Source organism: Pseudoalteromonas sp. SR41-4 (assembly GCF_014163985.1).
In the GTDB taxonomy this organism is placed as follows: Bacteria; Pseudomonadota; Gammaproteobacteria; order Enterobacterales; family Alteromonadaceae; genus Pseudoalteromonas; species Pseudoalteromonas rhizosphaerae.
This window is the reverse complement of the sequence record NZ_JACJEI010000017.1, coordinates 1-17774: the sequence shown is the minus strand read 5'-3', so window position 1 is coordinate 17774 and position 17774 is coordinate 1. Positions and strand designations below refer to the sequence as shown.

General features: G+C 41.7%; 12 protein-coding genes. 11 read left to right on the top strand and 1 reads right to left on the bottom strand.

Annotation, left to right across the window (positions count from 1 at the left end; all coding sequences use genetic code 11):
- Nucleotides 1-23 precede the first annotated feature (23 nt).
- The 5 genes from H5180_RS14180 (at nt 24) to H5180_RS14160 (ending at nt 5540) form a co-directional block, all read left to right on the top strand.
- Nucleotides 24-587: a UPF0149 family protein gene (locus H5180_RS14180; protein ID WP_145241895.1), complete on the top strand. Its 564-nt coding sequence runs from the start codon at nt 24-26 to the stop codon at nt 585-587.
- A 31-nt stretch (nt 588-618) separates the two neighbouring features.
- Nucleotides 619-1950, top strand: coding sequence for a Xaa-Pro aminopeptidase (pepP, locus tag H5180_RS14175; protein ID WP_145241892.1), 1332 nt, complete (start codon nt 619-621; stop codon nt 1948-1950).
- A 9-nt stretch (nt 1951-1959) separates the two neighbouring features.
- Nucleotides 1960-3144: a 2-octaprenyl-6-methoxyphenyl hydroxylase gene (ubiH, locus tag H5180_RS14170; RefSeq protein ID WP_182758433.1), complete on the top strand. Its 1185-nt coding sequence runs from the start codon at nt 1960-1962 to the stop codon at nt 3142-3144.
- Nucleotides 3141-4307 carry an FAD-dependent monooxygenase gene (locus H5180_RS14165; RefSeq protein ID WP_182719172.1) on the top strand — a complete coding sequence of 389 codons (1167 nt, stop codon included), beginning with the start codon at nt 3141-3143 and terminating at the stop codon, nt 4305-4307. Before ubiH ends, H5180_RS14165 begins: the two co-directional genes overlap by 4 nt.
- 105 nt (nt 4308-4412) lie before the next feature.
- Entirely contained in the window at nt 4413-5540 is a 1128-nt protein-coding gene (locus tag H5180_RS14160) for a polysaccharide deacetylase family protein (RefSeq protein ID WP_259399577.1), read from the top strand.
- A 41-nt stretch (nt 5541-5581) separates the two neighbouring features.
- Here H5180_RS14160 and H5180_RS14155 read toward each other — a convergent pair whose 3' ends face one another.
- Nucleotides 5582-6451, bottom strand: coding sequence for an AraC family transcriptional regulator (locus H5180_RS14155; RefSeq protein ID WP_182758431.1), 870 nt, complete (start codon nt 6449-6451; stop codon nt 5582-5584).
- Nucleotides 6452-6702: 251 nt separating this feature from the next.
- Between H5180_RS14155 and H5180_RS14150 the strand changes: the two genes are divergently transcribed.
- From H5180_RS14150 to nagP, 6 genes are all read left to right on the top strand, one after another.
- Nucleotides 6703-9336, top strand: a complete 2634-nt coding sequence (locus H5180_RS14150) for a TonB-dependent receptor (RefSeq protein ID WP_220493119.1) — start codon at nt 6703-6705, stop codon at nt 9334-9336.
- A 36-nt stretch (nt 9337-9372) separates the two neighbouring features.
- Entirely contained in the window at nt 9373-10881 is a 1509-nt protein-coding gene (locus H5180_RS14145; protein WP_182758430.1) for a tryptophan halogenase family protein, read from the top strand.
- A gap of 184 nt (nt 10882-11065) precedes the next feature.
- Nucleotides 11066-12325, top strand: coding sequence for an MFS transporter (locus H5180_RS14140; protein ID WP_182758429.1), 1260 nt, complete (start codon nt 11066-11068; stop codon nt 12323-12325).
- Nucleotides 12326-12342: 17 nt separating this feature from the next.
- Entirely contained in the window at nt 12343-13221 is an 879-nt protein-coding gene (locus H5180_RS14135; protein WP_145241877.1) for an ROK family protein, read from the top strand.
- Nucleotides 13214-15757, top strand: a complete 2544-nt coding sequence (locus H5180_RS14130; RefSeq protein WP_182758428.1) for a family 20 glycosylhydrolase — start codon at nt 13214-13216, stop codon at nt 15755-15757. The genes H5180_RS14135 and H5180_RS14130 overlap by 8 nt, the downstream gene beginning before the upstream one ends.
- 208 nt (nt 15758-15965) lie before the next feature.
- The gene (gene nagP, locus H5180_RS14125; RefSeq protein ID WP_145241873.1) at nt 15966-17267 is read left to right on the top strand and encodes an N-acetylglucosamine MFS transporter NagP; all 1302 of its coding nucleotides are present in this window, start codon (nt 15966-15968) and stop codon (nt 17265-17267) included.
- Nucleotides 17268-17774: the final 507 nt, after the last annotated feature.

Sequence of the window (17774 nt, the reverse complement as noted above, 5' to 3'; positions counted from 1 at the left end):
ATTAGCCAAGCGAAGATCTCAGCATGAACGAATTACCAGATTACCAACAAGCCCAATTACTATTGGAAAAAAACGAAATATTTGTCACTCCTTCAGAAGCACACGGCGTGATCAGTGGATTATTAGCCTGCGGCTTGAGTATTGAAGCCAAAGAATACTTAGGCTTATTAAGCGATGTGTTTAATGATGGCCAAGCATTTAGCCATGATCTGAAAGAATTTTTTGCCATTATTTATAAGCAAGTTGTAGAAAGCTTTAACAACGAAGAGTTTCAATTTGATTTATTTTTACCAAGTGATGACGAAACCTTAGTAGATCAAGCGAATGGTTTAGTGTCATGGGTCGCTGGATTTATGCTTGGTTTTGGCTTAAAGCAAAAAGACTATGGCAAGTTATCAGCTGATGTAAAAGAAGTGATCAGTGATTTTAGTGAAATTACGCGTTTAGATACCATGTTTGATGAAACCGAAGAAGACAGCCAAGCATTGCACGAAGTAATTGAATATGTGCGAGTTTCTGCGCTGTTGTGTTTTGCTGAACTTGGTCAAGAGCAAGCGCCAAAAAGCACTAAAAAAACACTTCACTAAGTTAAAATTAACAGTATAAACAGGGTTTATAATGCCAACAGTTAAAATAGAAAAAGCAGAGTTTAAAGCACGCAGAGATCGTTTACTTGCCATGATGGAACCAAACAGTGTGGCTATCATTCCAGCGGCAAGTGAAGTAACCCGCAGCCGTGATACTGAATATGCGTTTCGCCAAGATAGCGACTTCTTCTACTTAACTGGCTTTAATGAACCCGATGCAGTGTTAGTGCTTTGCCCAAGCAGCGATACACCGAGTACGCTGTTTTGTTTGAACAAAGATAAGCTGGCGGAAATTTGGCATGGTCGTCGTATTGGTTTTGAAAAAGCTAAAAAAGATTATTTATTCGACCAAACATGTGCACTGAGTGAACTAACTGAACAATTATTGAATTTGGTGAACGGCCAGCAGATTTTATTTTATGCACAAGGTACTTATCCACAGTTTGACGATAAAGTGTGGGCGTTATTAAATACGCTGCGTGGCGCGCCTAAAAAAGGTTATAAAGCGCCACATACGATTAAAGATATTCGTGGTTTAGTGCACGAAATGCGTTTATTTAAATCACCTGCTGAGGTGAATATTATGCGCCAAGCGTGTGAAATAAGTGCCCAAGGACATATTCGTGCTATGCAGTTTGCAAAGCCAGGCGCTACCGAATATCAGCTAGAAGCCGAGCTTCATCATCATTACGCTATGCATGGTGCGCGTCATCCCGCCTATGGCACCATTGTCGGCGGTGGCGATAACGCCAATATATTGCATTACACTGCTAACAGTGATGTGCTGACCGACGGTGATTTAGTGCTGATTGATTCTGGCGCTGAACTGCAAGGTTACGCGGCAGATATTACGCGTACTTTCCCTATTAATGGGCAATTTAGCCAGCCTCAAGCTGAGCTTTATAACATTGTTCTAGCGGCGCAAGCAGCAGCGTTTACTGAAGTAAAGCCCGGTGGTAGCTTATCAAAGGCTAATAAATTAGCGATGACAGTGCTCACCCAAGGCTTAGTTGACTTAGGTATTTTGCAAGGTGAGTTACAAGAGTTACTTGATAACCAAGCATGTAAAGCATTTTATATGCATGGCCTTGGTCATTGGCTTGGCCTTGATGTGCATGATGTAGGCGACTATAAAAAAGACGAAAAAGAACGCCCATTTGAAGCTGGTATGGTACTCACTATTGAACCTGGCTTGTATGTTAGCCTAGATGCACAAGCACCTGAGCAATATAAGGGCATTGGTATTCGTATTGAAGATAACCTGTTAGTGACCGAGCAAGGTCACGAAAATCTTACCTTGAGTGTGCCAAAAAGTATCAGCGAGATTGAAGCGTTAATGCAAAAGCAAGCAATTAACCGCTAGGAGCATAACGTGGCAGAGCAGTTTGATGTTGTTATTATCGGTGGTGGCTTAGCGGGTGCCAGTTGTGCGCTGAGTCTTGTGAAACATGCGCCGCAATTAACGATTGCGGTGGTTGAAGCAAATCAACCAAGCACTGAACACCATCCTAGTTTTGACGACCGAAGTATCGCCTTAGCACAACAATCGGTGCAATTTTTACAGACCATTAATGCCTTTGATATTGATGCCTCATTTGCTGCGGCAATTAAAAAAGTGACCGTGTCGGATCGCGGTCACTTTGGTAAAACGCAGATCGATTGTGCGCAGTTTTCACAGTCAGCTCTAGGTTATGTTGTTGAGGTAAATCCGTTTGGTCGTGCTTTACATCAACAACTTGCAGCTACCCAAGTGGTCATGTATTGCCCTGACAGTGTTGCAGATATTACCTATCATCATGACTTTGCAAGTATTACTTTGCAGTCTGGTGCTCAACTTAATGGCCAATTAGTGGTGATTGCCGACGGTGCGCAATCGGCTACTCGCCAGCTGGCAAAGATCAATTTTACTCCTGAGCCTTATTCACAAGGGGCGATCATTGCCAATATTGAAGTGGCAGGTGGTCATCATAACCATGCTTTTGAGCGCTTTACTGAGCATGGACCAATGGCATTACTCCCGATGAGTAATAACCGTTACTCGTTAGTATGGTGTATGGATAAAGCCGATATTGACGCGCATATGCAGCTTGACGACAGCGCTTTTGTAAGTGCTTTGCAAACTGCATTTGGTTATCGTGGCGGGCAATTTACTAAAGTCGGCATGCGTGCAAAGTATCCACTGGTGTATGGTCGTGCAGAGTCATTAAGTGCTCACCGTACGGTACTAATTGGCAATGCAGGGCATGCGATTCATCCTATTGCAGGGCAGGGCTTTAATTTAGGCCTGCGCGATGTGCAACTTCTATGTGAATTAGTAAATAGCGAATTGGCAATTGGCAGTTACCTATTTACCCGTGAATATGCCAAACAACGTAACCAAGATATAACCACTGTAATGACGTTAACAGATTCTTTAGTGCGGTTATTTTCAAACTCATCACGAATACTCGCATTTGGTCGCAGCTGTGGTCTATTCGCCATGGATTTGTGTGCTTCTTTAAAAACACCTTTAGCTAAGCAATTAATGGGTCAGGTTAAACAAGGTAAACGACTATGAAACAGACACAAGTATGTGTTGTGGGGGGCGGCTGTGTTGGCTTAACCCTCGCGCTGGGGCTTGTTAAAGCCAATATAAGTGTAGTAGTAATTGATGCTGCAGCAAAACAAGTATTGCCAGGCGATGAATACGCTTTGCGCGTAAGTGCACTGAGCCTTGCCAGCCAACACTTGTTTGAATCTTTGCAAGTGTGGCCTGAGATCATTGCTCAAAGAGCACGCGCCTATACCCATATGGATGTGCGCGACCAAGATAGCTTTGGCAAAATTGCTTTTAACAGCGATGAACTGGACCTTCCTCATTTAGGTCATATTGTTGAAAACGACATCATTCGTTATGCACTGATCAATGAATTAGAACAATACAGCCAAGCAACGCTTATGTTTGATACACGCTATCAACAAATACACCAAAGTGACAATGACGTCTTTATAACCTTAGACTCTGGTGAGCCAGTTATAGCCAAGTTATTAGTGGCAGCCGATGGCGCAAATTCAGCGATTCGGAAACAGTTTAATTTGCCCATTACGTTTAAAGATTATGATCATAACGCCATCGTTGCGACGGTAAGAACCACTGAGCCACATAATAATACTGCGCGCCAAGTATTTTTACCTACTGGACCACTGGCGTTTTTACCGCTGCCAGATGCCAATACGCACTCAATTGTATGGTCAACCAGTCCTGCGCATTGCCAAACGTTACTAGCCATGGATGATAGCGATTTTAATAAAGCAGTTATGGCAGCCCTTGATGGCCAATGCGGTTTATGTGAGGTACAAAGTGCGCGCACAGCGTTCCCTTTGAAAATGCGTTACGCGCAGCAATGGGTGACAGGTAAAGTGGTATTAATGGGCGATGCCGCACATACCATTCATCCGTTAGCAGGACTTGGTATGAACTTAGGCCTTAAAGATGCCGCTTACCTTATTGAGCTGTTAACTGCTGACAATAAAGAGTTTGCCAGTAATCGACTATTGCGTGATTACGAGCGTACCCGCAAGCTTGATGCACAAAAGCATATTGCCATGATGCAAGGCTTAAAAGAATTATTTGCAGGCGCTAACCCACTTAAAAAACTGGTACGTGGTGTGGGTTTAAGCTTGGTTGATAACTTAGGCCCAATTAAGCACCTGTTTGCCAAGCAAGCGATAGGGAAGTAGCAGAGATTCATTTTGTTTGATTAATACCTAAATTGCATTGCTTCGTATCAGTCGATGGCTAAATAGCATGCAATATTAATTAGGTGTTAATTAATGGAGAACAAAATGAAAAATAAAACGGCAGTAACGCTATTGTGTGCAAGTTTATGCTCAACTTACAGCTTTGCAGATGACGACAAGGTTATCTATTTAACGTTTGATGATGGCCCGATTAATGCCACCTCAGGGCTAATTGATGCTTTAGATGAGGCACAAATAAAAGCGACATTTTTTATCAATGCTTTTCACATGTATGGTGAAGGCGATGAAAATGAACAACACTCACAATTAGCATTAGCTAAGCTTTTAAATAGCGGTCACCTTTTAGCTAACCATAGTTATGACCATATGTTGCATAATTGCATGGATGGAGAGCGCTCTGGTGCTGTTTATTGTAACGAAGTTGGTTTATGGCCAGTTAAATCCTACCAAGATGTAAGTACCGATTATGATTACTTTGAGCTTAATACTCAAAAGGTCTTGGCGTTATTACCTAATGCAGAAAGCTTCCCAAACTTTAAAATGAGAACAATGGCACGCTTGCCGTATACCAATGCGTGGCGTGTTACGAAAACTTTTAAAGGTGATGGTTTATGCGCAACATCTGATAATTTACCACCTTGGGATCCAGCTTTTTCTTGTGATCCACAGGTTTCTACCAATAGCTCACAAGTCGCAGTAAAAATATCTGATAAATTAGCAAGCGAAGACTATAAGGTTTATGGTTGGGATTTTGATTGGGGCCCAGTGAACTGGGGCGTTGATTACCCTGCAGAAACAATGGCAGATGGTATTCAAATGGTCGAAAGCATTAATCAAATCGTCAATACTTGCCCTGGCAAAACAATGGATCCTGTCAATAGCCGCACGCAAAACTTAGATTGCAGCGATGGATTAGCAGCGAATAAAGTAGTGATACTCACCCATGACTTTTTGTTTGAAGATGGTCCGCGCGGGCTAGGTGCGACGATTAACTTGCCCAAAATTAAAAGCTTTGTTGAGCACGCAAGAGCAGAAGGTTATCGATTTGATACACTTGATAATTATGCGCCTCAATGGCAACAAAACAGGCAATACGAAGCTACTAATTTTGTAAGTTATCAAGATAAAATTTATTCTGTGTTACAAGCACATTATTCCCAAAGTAATTGGCAGCCTTCAAACACGCCTGCATTGTGGTTACTTGAAAAATAACGGTATTTATAAAAGGTAGGTAGCCCTACCTTTTTACTCTTTCACACTAATGATTTTTGTTTTAAGCGCTTTCTAAATTGGCTTGGTGTTGTCCCTTTTAGTGTTAAAAAGCGGCGATTAAAGTTAGAGGTATTTTTAAACCCACATTGATCGCTGATAGCCGTAATAGCGCGGTTAGTATTGATCAATAGCTTACAAGCTTGACCAATTCTTAACTGGTTAATAAATTCTGTTAAAGTGCGTTCCATGCGCTTTTTAAAAAAGCGGTGAAAGTGGTTAGTGCTCATATGCGCCATGTTAGCTAATTGTTCTGCGCTTAAGCCCTCAGTGTAATGGCGATAAATATAATCAATCACTTTATCAAATTTATCTTTTGCGGGATCAGTTTTATTAGTGTAGCAAAAACTCGCGCTAGAAAGCTGCTGAGGGACTGCTTCTTGGCTCATTAAATACAGTAATTTAAATAAACCTAAATATTGCTCAAAAGGGTTACTGACCTCGATTTTTTCAAAATATGATTTCGCTATCATCGCTGTTTTAGTCGAGAATTTAAGGCCTTGTCGCGCAGCGATTAATAACTCTTCAAGTATGGCAAATTCAGGGTGACTAGTAATTTGCTGACTAAGCCATTTTTTTGGAATTTGTGCAACGTGAACAATTTGTACACTGTTATCTATATTCGGTGACGATTGCCAAGTATGGGGCAAATCAGCACCAAGGATCACTAGATCAAGTTCGCCATAAGGAGCAATGTAATCGCCAATATGGCATACCCCTTGACTGTTTAAAGTAAGGCAAATCTCAAAGTCTGGATGGTAATGCCAATTAAATGGAATGTAATCAAGCGTATATTTACAATAGCGCCACGATGAATTGGTATTAGGAATGACTTTTTCACACATTGCCCGCATGACGACCTCCTTATTTATTTTAGTCCCTATATTGAACAATTTTTAGCAGTCTAAGTAATACTTTTCAATTCACTTTTAGTATTAATCTATTGCACGCGATTCTTTGCTAACAGGACATTGAACATTTTGCCATCAAAATTAACATTCCTTTGATAGGAAAGTACCGGATAAAGTGTCAATTGTACTGCTTAACACGAATGCGGCGCGATACCCTAGTAACGCTTTCAATAACAATAAATAGGGGACTAGGAATGAAAAACATCAACAAAGCATCGCTTAAACTATCGACATTGGCGATATGTATCTCAGCACTATACGTCAGTCCAATGGCATTAGCTGCAGCTCAAACTCAAGCTGACAGTGATATAGAAACCATTGAAGTGCGTGGCATTCGTCGCTCTTTAGAAGCGTCAATGAACACTAAGCGTTTTGCAGATGGAGTGGTAGATGCCATTACCGCAGAAGATATTGGTAAATTTCCGGATAAAAACATTGGTGATGCACTACAACGTATTTCAGGAGTGACGGTTGACCGCCAATATGGTGAGGTAAATGGCGTAACTATTCGTGGTACTGCACCAGAGCAATCAAGAATATTACTCAATGGTCAAACAGTAGCAAGCACCTCATGGTACGATTTAGGCCCAGCGACACGTACTTTTAATATGGAATTGTTATCAGCAGAGCAAGTGTCGGGTGTGCAAGTGTATAAAACACCGGAGGCAGATATCGAAGAAGGAGCACTGGGAGGAACCGTTAACTTAACGACTCGTAAACCTCTGGAGTTAGATGCAAATACGTTACTGCTCTCTGCAGAGTTGGCACAAAGTTCATTGTATGATGAGACTGATCCTGGTGCATCAATTCTTGCTAGTTGGAAAAATGAAGATGAAAAATTTGGTATTTTAGCTGCGTACTCTTATGAACAATTAACTTCAGGGCGCCATGTACTTGAGTCTATTGGCGGCTACTATGAGTACTTTGCAGAAAACCAAGCAACAGGACAAGAATCGACAGTCGGTGCATGGAGTTTAGGTTCGCAAGCATTTAAGTCTGAGCGTGAGCGGACCAGCGCGCAATTAACCGCGCAGTTTGCACCAACCGATAATATGGAGTTTGTGCTTGATTATTTTCGTTTTGAATTTGATAACCCGCATGTAAACCATAACTTTCTGACGGTTGGCGCCCGTGGTGCGGGTTCTACTAATGTAACCAACAATGCATTAGGCGGTACCGAGCAAGCAACTATATTACCTGCATATGCTTCTATTATTTATAATCCAGTAGTGCGTAATGCCGTTAATATGAAAGCTGATGTACTAAACCTAACTGGTAAGTTTCAAGGTGATGGCTTTGAACTCAGTGGTGTAATTGGAAAATCAACATCAGATGGCGGCACGCAATTTGGCGCATCTTCATGGTGGATCCCAGCCTCAGATGAAGGAGGTAAAATAGGTGATCCTGCATTTCCTAATGGACAAAACAGCACTGATGGTGGTTTTACTTATGATGCTACTGGTCCTTATCAAGTTTGGCTAACTTCGCTAGATGCTACCGATGCAACGCAATTTAAACATGCGCAAGAAGCAAATTTTGATACCACAGTGCAAGAGCATGATATGAGTTATGCTCAAGCTGATGTTAAATTTGAGTTAGATGGTAATTTCTTTACTGCAATCAAGACCGGCATTAAATTTAATAGTAGCGAATTTTCGCGCATTGCATTTAACCGTAATCCAGACGAAGTACTTGGTTTTGTTCCCGATGGTAATTTATCAAATTGGAGTGATGGCGTATTAACTGGGCTGCATTCACAAAGCTCTGGTCATACGCTTGATGCATATGCCTCACTTGATACAGATAAATGGTGGGATTTCATCAGCGGTAAGTATGCAGCTGGCGAACTGACCGAAGTCGCTAACTTAGGTAATACTTTTTCAGTGGATGAAGATATGATCGCCATTTACGCGAAGGCTGATTTTAGTGGCGAAAACTACCGAGGTAATATTGGTTTACGTTACGTTGAGACTGAGCAAACATCGAGCGGCTACGCCGACGGCGCGGTTTTCAAAGAGACGGTCGATTATAATAACTTACTCCCTAGCGTAAACTTTGCTTATGATTTATCGGATGACATTATTATTCGCGCGGCAGCATCACAAGTTATGTCTCGCGCAAACTACAGTGATTTAAAACCCGGCTTAGCAATTAATGCCAATTTTGGTAGCGCCACAGGGGGAAATCCTGATCTAAAACCCTATGAAGCTAACCAGGGCGATATTGCTATAGAGTATTACTTTACAAGCGCTTCTATGGCATCAGCAGGATTTTTCAGCAAACAAATTGATAACGTTGTTTTTTCGACTGAAGCGGTTGAATTTGTAGATGGCTGTGGCGCCAGTCCAGATCTATATGAGCAATGCCGTGTTACTCGTCCTCGTAGTAACGGCGAAGGCTCTGTAAATGGTATTGAACTGCAACTACAGCATAGCTTTGCTAACGGTTTTGGGGTGGTGACTAACTATACGTACGTAGACAGTGAAACAACCACGCCAGATGGCTCAAAAGAAATGGTACCAGGTGTTTCTGAAAACAGTTTTAATGCATCAGTGTTCTTTGAGAACGATATTATCAGCACTCGTTTAGCATATAACTGGCGCAGTGAATGGATTGGTGTTGGTGCAGCCCAAGCAGTTAAAAACGATAACTATCAACAAATTGATGCGTCAATCATCTGGCATGCCATGGAAAACTTAGATGTTAGCCTTGAAGGCGTTAACTTAACCAACGAAGTGGTGCAATCGTACGATACTAACTTTGCTTTAACGCAAAATACTATCGAGTTTGGTTCACGTTATTACCTTGGTGTAAGTTATAAATTCTAATGGAGATAGGCCGCCACTTGGCGGCCTTTTTTAGTTATGGCTATCATAAATAAATTAGTAATTTTAGGCGGTGGTAGTGCGGGTTGGATGTGCGCTGCGTATTTATCAAAGCAGCATCCTGAATTAGCTATTAGTGTTATTGAATCGAGTAAAATTGGCAGTATTGGCGTTGGTGAAGGTTCAACACCACACTTAAAAAACTTTATGGATTCACTCGGTATTAGTGAACAACAATGGATGCCCAAGTGCGATGCAAGCTACAAAGCAGGCATTTACTTTAATAATTGGAATGGCGATGAACGTTGTTATTTCCATCCATTTTATAGCGACATGGATGAAAAAACTGCCGAAGTTTATTTTGTAAACGCTAATGCCCGAAGGCGCGGTAATGGCGATTGGCAAGCCCCAGATGAGTATTTTTTAACAGGCCATATCGCAAAACAAAATTTAAGTCCAAAAGTGCATACACCTATGCTCAAAGAGCAAACTTATGGTTATCATTTTGATGCCATAAAATTAGCGGGTGTGCTAAAAGCCTATGCACAAGAGAATGGGGTTGAACACATTGATGGTGAGTTTAGCCACGCGCATATAAACAACAATGGCAATATAGCTGATATTACGCTGGTTGATGGACGACAAATTAACGGCGACATGTTTATCGATGCCAGTGGTTTTAATGCACTGTTAATTGAGCAAACACTGGGTACACCTTTTAATTCATTTGCTGATGAACTACTTAACGACCGTGCTGTAGCCGTGGCGACGCCAATTTCTAGCGATGCTGTGATGCCATGTGCCACTCAATCTACGGCGTTAAGTGCCGGTTGGTGTTGGCAAATTCCGCTCACTAGCCGTATTGGTAACGGCTATGTGTATAGCTCAAAACATATCACTGATGAGCAAGCCCTGTATGAGCTTGCCCTGCAATTAAACATAAATCCACAAAATAGCGCGTTTCGGCATTTAAAAATGAAAGTCGGCTGTATGCAGTCTGCATGGCAAAGCAATGTCATGGCTGTAGGGTTGGCGCAGAGCTTTATTGAGCCCATCGAAGCGACATCTTTGATGGTTACTCAACATAGTATTAAGTTATTTAGCCAAGCCTTAACAAAGCTAAAAAACAACGAGCAGTCATTAAAAGTAGCTGAACACGTCAATCAACAACTCCATCAATTAGTGTATGGCATTAAAGATTATGTGGTTGCGCATTATGCAACTAGCTTACGCACCGACAGTGAATACTGGCTTACAGCCAAGCAACTGAATCACAGCTCTAGTGCTTTAAAGTCTTTACTAAAAGCATGGCTTAATGGCGATGATTTTGATGCGTATTTGTCAAAGCTTACCCAACAGCAAGTTTATTTTAGACCTAGTTGGTATTGCTTACTTGGTGGCATGGACTACCAAAGCTCGCTGTGCCAGCAGTCATTTGAACCCGCTTGCGCTGCAATTTGTAATGGCGCAAAAATGTATTTGCATGAACTGTGTAATAAGCATTGTAAACCACATGCAGAGCAACTACATGCAATGAAGACTGCATAAAGTGAGTTGAAAAGTATCAACAAGCCGTAGAGTAGTGCCGCATAACTCATTTTATGATGGCAGACTTAGCTAATTAAGAGTGGTGATTAATTATTCCCTTGAATCATTTTGTTTGTATGCCCACGAACAGATGGCTATCACCACTCTATTTATTTTTAGAATGAGACTTTCAGGTAGAACAATTATGAAAAGAAATTATTTGATAGTGCTACTAGTACTAGTTACCTTTTTTGTTATTTCATTTATAACGAACTTATTAGCGCCGATATTTCCGGCTCTGATCCAAAGCTATAATATAGGTTTAACCCTTGCTGGTTTTTTCCCATTTGCATTTTTTATCGCGTATGGAGTGATGTCGATCCCCGCAGGGTTGTTAGTGCAAAGCTTAGGTGAAAAAAAGGTCATGCTCATAGCATTCTCACTGGCATTATTTGGCAGTGTGTTATTTGTTAGCTTGCCGATTTTTGCTGTTGCAATGTCAGCATTATTTTTGATCGGTACCGCCATGGCTCTATTGCAAGTGGCAATTAATCCGTTACTTCGAGCCAGTGGCGGCTCTAAACATTTTGCGGTTTTTTCGGTCGCAGCCCAGTTAATGTTTGGTGGTGCAGCGACCTTATCACCGCTGGTATATAGCGCGCTTGTTAAAGCAGATTCACAAGCACAGAGCCAAAACTGGTTATTGCAATTAGTACCCGCCGATATGACTTGGCTAAGTATGTACTTATTATTTGCACTGTTATGCACAGTGATGTTGGTGGTTATTAGCGTGTTACCGATAAAACACAACACCCAAGCAGAAAATCCGCAACAAGGCAGTATCAAACAAAGCTTACAATTATTTAAAGACCCCACCGTGATCAAGTTCTTTTTTGCCATCGTGGCTTATGTGGCGCTTGAGCAAGGAGTGGCTAATTCAATTTCAGTATTTTTACAAACCTATCACCAACTTGACCCAAATACAGGCGGAGCACAGATAGTGAGTCAGTTTTGGCTATCACTGACATTAGGCTGCTTATTGGGCATCGTGCTGTTAAAACTCTTTGATGCTAAACATGTGTTACTTACTTTTAGTGTTGGTGCGGCGGTTAGTCTATTTACCGCATTATTTGCACATACTGAGCTGGCATTATGGGCGTTTCCTGCGGTTGGGTTTTTCTTATCAATTATGTGGTCGGTGATATTTTCGTTGGCATTAAACTCAGTTGCAAAAGGGCATGGCACTGTATCTGGTATTTTATGCACAGGGATTGTCGGCGGTGCATTTGCCTCGCCTATTATTGGTGCGGTGAGTGAGCTTACAGGTAGCTTACAAATATCACTATTACTGCTGTTAATGCCGCTTGGTTATATTTTTAGTGTCGGTATTTGGGCTAACCCACTGGTTGCTAATCACACGCTTAAAAGTAATCCACAGACAGCAAAGCTTGCTGAAAGTAACTAATGACAAAAGAGGTTGTAATGTCACAAACTTTATTATGTGTTGACCTTGGTGGCACCAAAGCGCTGGTCGCAAAAGTAACCGCAACAGGTGTAATAGAAAAACGCTATTTTGATGTGGACGGCTCAGCAAGTAAGCAGCAAACAAACGACTTTTTATGTCGAATCATCAAGCAAGTGGTTGATAATACTTGCATTGGTATCGTCGTAGGTGTACCTAGCATGGTGCTGATGGAAACTGGCGAAGTGATCGAAACGGTTAATATCCCCAATTGGAAAAATGTGCAGTTAAAGCAGCTATTAAGCACACATTTTAAACTGCCCGTACGGGTGCATAATGATGCAAATTGTTTTGCTATGGGAGAATTTACTCAAGGTAATTTTAAATCAGATACGAATTTAATTGGCATTTGCCTAGGCACTGGACTTGGCGCCGGGCTGGTGCTTAATGGTCGATTATATACGGGTAAGCACTCAGCCGCAGGAGAGTTTGGCAGTTTTAGTTATTTACAAGGGATTATTGAGCACTTTACCTCTGGGCAGTTTTTTATTAATCAAGGTACAACGGGCAAGCAAGCTTACCAAGAGGCATTGGCAAATGACGCACACGCACAACGTTTATTTGATGAGTTTGGCAAGCATCTCGCTCATGCAATAAACCATGTGATACTCGCGTTTGACCCTGACGTTATTGTACTAGGTGGCTCTGTTGCACAATCATCAGCGTGCTTTTTACCTAGTTTGCATATTCAGTTAGCTAAGTTAGTTAACCCAGTTATTTTGCAGTCGTTAGATATTCGTATTAGTGAGCTTGGCGACGATGCTCCATTATTTGGCAGCCATGCGTTATTTATAAACGACATGGCTTATGAGCAATCGTTGGGAGCTAGCTATGCGTAGAATTATATTATTGGTGCTTGTCATATGTTCGGCTGCAGTTTTTGCTAAAGCACCATCGCAGACTGAGTTAGATACCCTCGCGCAGCAGTTATTGGTAAAATATGAGTTACTTTCGGCAAAGCCCGATACTTGCCCTGCACCTCATCAAAAGCAGTGTTACTTATCGCGTTTGACGTTCAGCACACCTTTTGATGCAAACAGTCAACAGTGGTCAATTTATTTTAGTCAGCTAATGCCAATTTATAGCACTGACTCGTCGCAGTTTACCATTACGCATATCAATGGCGATTTACACCAAATAAAGCCCTCCTCGGCATTTGCCGGATTTAAACAAAATACGCCGATAAGTATAGAGTTTTATAGTCAAGAATCGCAAATTACTCGCGCTGAGTTTATGCCTAATTACATATTGGCAAGTGCGGGTTTAACAAGCCGGGTTATTAACAGTACTAAAACCGCGATTGATCCTGACACTAAGCTAGAGTTACAACCATATTTAGCACCATTTTTAACCTATGAACAACTACAAACGAGTAACGACGATGCGACACCATGGATGGATGCGGAGTATTTATATGAAAGTGAGTCTCGGCCTATATTAAATACGCCACCGCTGAGTTTGATCCCAAAGCCGGTCGCTTTAACTTTATTATCAGGTGAGGCTGTAGATTTAAGCCAAGGCCTAAATCTACAGCTAGCGAATGATATTGATCAAGTACAACTTACAGCGGCAATAGCACGCTTAGCACGTTTTGGTATTAAGCAGCATAGACAAGGGATTAAAACCACGCTCAAGTTAGATTTAGCAGCTGATAACCCAGAGGCTTACACGTTAAAAATTCAACATGAGCAAATAACGATTAGCGCAACGAGTTCTGCAGGGATATTTTATGCGTTGCAGAGCATCGCAGGGTTAGTCAGCCTTGATAATTTAACTATCCCAGCACTTAATATTACTGATGCGCCGCGTTATGAATTTAGAGGCATGCACATTGATGTAGCACGCAATTTTCGTTCAAAAACATTTATTTTAAATACCATAGAGCAAATGGCCGCCTATAAGCTTAATAAATTACACTTACATTTAGCGGATGATGAAGGCTGGCGATTGGCTATTAACGACTTACCAGAGCTTACGGAAGTCGGTGCCAAGCGTTGCTTAGATTTAACCGAACAGCGTTGTTTGTTACCACAGCTAGGCGCAGGACTTGATAGTCAATCAGCGGTAAATGGTTACTACAGCCAGAATGACTATATTGAAATATTAAAATATGCTCAAGCGCACTTTATTGAAGTGATCCCATCACTTGATATGCCAGGGCATTCGCGCGCGGCAATTGTTGCAATGGAGGCAAGGTTCAACCGTTTAATAGGCCAAGGCAAAAGCGTACAGGCGCTTCAGTATCGTTTAGTCGAACCCGCTGATAAAACTCAGTACAGTTCAATCCAGCATTATCAAGATAACACCTTAAATGTTTGTTTAGAATCGACTTATCAATTTATCGATAAAGTGCTCGATGAAGTAAACGCATTACATGTGCAAGCCGTTGTGCCTCTTAAAACTTACCATATTGGCGCCGATGAGACGGCTGGTGCGTGGGTTGACTCTCCAAGCTGTCGGCGTTTGCAAAACCAACAACCGGCGCTGCATTCATTTAATGGCTATTTTATTGAAAAAGTCAGTGCCATGGTCGCTAAAAAAGGCTTTAAAGTGGCCGGATGGAGCGACGGTATGAACGACGTTACGCTAAAGAGCATGCCAGCAAATGTGCAGTCAAATGCGTGGGCAACGCTGAGCGATGGTGGGCATGAGGTTGCGCATCGTCATGCTAACCAAGGCTGGGATGTGGTGTTATCAAGCCCGGATGTAACTTATTTTGACTTCCCATATCAGTCGCATCCGCAAGAGCCCGGGAATCACTGGGCGAGTCGCGCGATTGACAGTAAAAAAGTGTTTGAGTTTATGCCGGATAATTTGCCTGCGCATGCTGAAATTTGGCGTTCGGTAAACAATCATCATTACAGTGCTGATGATCGTAAAACGATGCGCACAAAACCTTTTATTGGTTTGCAAGGGCATTTATGGTCAGAGCTCATTCGCAGTGACAGGCAAGCTGAGTACATGTTATATCCACGGTTATTAGCGCTTGCAGAGCGAGCTTGGCATAAAGCGCCATGGGAATTAGATTATAACGGGCAAGGCGCTAAGTATGATCAAAATACAGGCCATTTTAATACAACGCTTAAGCAACAAAAAGCAGCTGATTGGCAGCGTTTTGCGGCGTTAGTTGGCTTTAAAGAATTTGCAAAGCTAGAGCAAGCAGGGCGCTTTTATCGTTTACCTAGCGTAGCTGCACAACAACAAAGTGAAGGCTTAGATGCATTTACTTTGTATCCGGGGATTGTCATCGAATATCAAAATAGTCTTGGCAATTGGCTCATTTATGATGATGAAAATAAAGCCACTAATGTAAAGCAAGTTCGTACGCTTTCTCAAAGAGGTATCCGTAAAGGGCGATCATTGGCGGTGAAATAAAAGCCTTTTAAGCGTTGCTTATTATAAAGCCTTATAACAAACAGGGTCGATTTTTTGCTTTTTAAAAATGATAGCGCTGTCATTTTTGTTGGTGTATGATTAATTTAATGTAATAAAAATGATTTTAGGATTGCAGCGCCTTGGTTTATAGAGCTTTCACGGCGTAATGCTAAAATAATTAATTAAAATAAACTGTTGAGATAAATTTATGGAAGCAACTGTTGAGTGTGAAGCAAACACTAAACATAGTATTTGGCTGCCAATGACATTGGCAGGATCAATGTTTTTCATTCTAGGTTGTATAACCTGGCTAAATGGCGCTATTACACCGTTTTTACAGCAAATGTTGGTGTTATCGCCACTGCAAGCCTCGTTTATTATTTCCTCATTTTATATTGCCGTAACAGTCGCTGGCATCCCATCTGCAATGCTTATTAAGCGTGTAGGTTACAAAAATGGTATGGCAATTGGCTGTGCAGTAATGGCCGCGTCAGCCTTGATGTATATTCCTGCCGCTAAAATGCAGATGATTGAAATATTTTTATTCGCACAGCTAATGATAGGTGTTGGGCAAACAATCCTACAAACAGCGGTAAATCCGTATGTTGTTAAAATGGGATCTGAAAAATCAGCGGCAGTTCGTGTATGTATTATGGGCTTACTGAATAAATTTGCCGGGGTTATCGTGCCTGTTATTTTTGCTGCCGTTGTTGTCAGCGGTGTAGTCGCTGATGGTGAGCAATTATCACAACAGCAAAAAGATGCGATGGCGAATAGTCTTATTTTACCTTATATGGCAATTGCAGGTTTGATCTTTGCGTTTGCAGCATTTGCTAAATTTTCATCGCTACCTGATTTGGTTTTTGAAGAGTCTGAAGGTAATGGTAAAGGCGAAGTAAAAGAAGCACTAAAACATCCTCACCTAGTGCTGGGTGTAATTGGTATTGCCTTATATGTTGCTGTTGAAGTGATTGCCGCAGATACCATTGGCTCTTACGCATTACAGATTGGGATTGCCGATTACTCAGTGATGACCTCATACACCATGGCGTGCATGTTGGTTGGTTATGCCATTGGTATTGCACTTATTCCCCGTTTTATGTCGCAGCAAAATGCGCTCGTTATGTCTGGGCTTGCAGGTATTGTAACTGTACTTGCAGTAATAATGGGAAGTAACGACTCATTTATTCTTGCTAACATATTATTAGTACCATTTGGTGGCCCTGAGCTGCCAGATCCATTGTTATGTATTGCCCTACTTGGTTTTGCCAATGCCATGGTGTGGCCGGCAATATGGCCGTTAGCATTAACTGGCTTAGGTCGTTTAACTGGCACTGCATCCGGTTTACTTATTATGGGTATTGCAGGTGGTGCATTAGGCCCATTACTGATTGGTTTAGGTAACGTAGCAGGCTTAGGTGCGCAAGGTGCTTACGCCTTGATGATCCCAAGTTACTTATTCATCTTATTCTATGCGCTTAAAGGCCATAAAATGAGAAGTTGGAAGTAGAACAAAGTTGGCGAGTTAGCGAGAGTAAAGTTAGCGAGATTAAAGCTAGCTAGTTAAGAGAGTTTGTAAGTGACCAAGAGCGCGGTTAATACCGCGCTTTTTTATGGCCGTAGGTTCGGCTTTAGCCGAAAAGCAATGAGGTTTGAGCTTACTAATCTGTTTTATTTAAGCGCTATTTTCGTGATAAATCACGGCCTACAATTGGCTCGGTGTTTACCTGTAGGTTCGGCTTTAGCCGAAAAAGCACCGCAGTTTTGGGGTACAGGTGGCTTTAATATAAGCCCCATTTTCGTGATAAATCACGACCTACAATTAGCTCGGTGTTTATCTGTAGGTTCGGCTTTAGCCGAAAAATCACTGCGGTTTGAGCTTACTCATCTGTTTTATTAAAGCGCCATTTTTGTGATTAATCACCACCAATAATAAAGCCGTGCTTGATTTATCAAACACGGCTTTTATAATTTTTTAGCCTTTAGCCTTTAGCCTTTAGCCTTTAGCCTTTAGCCT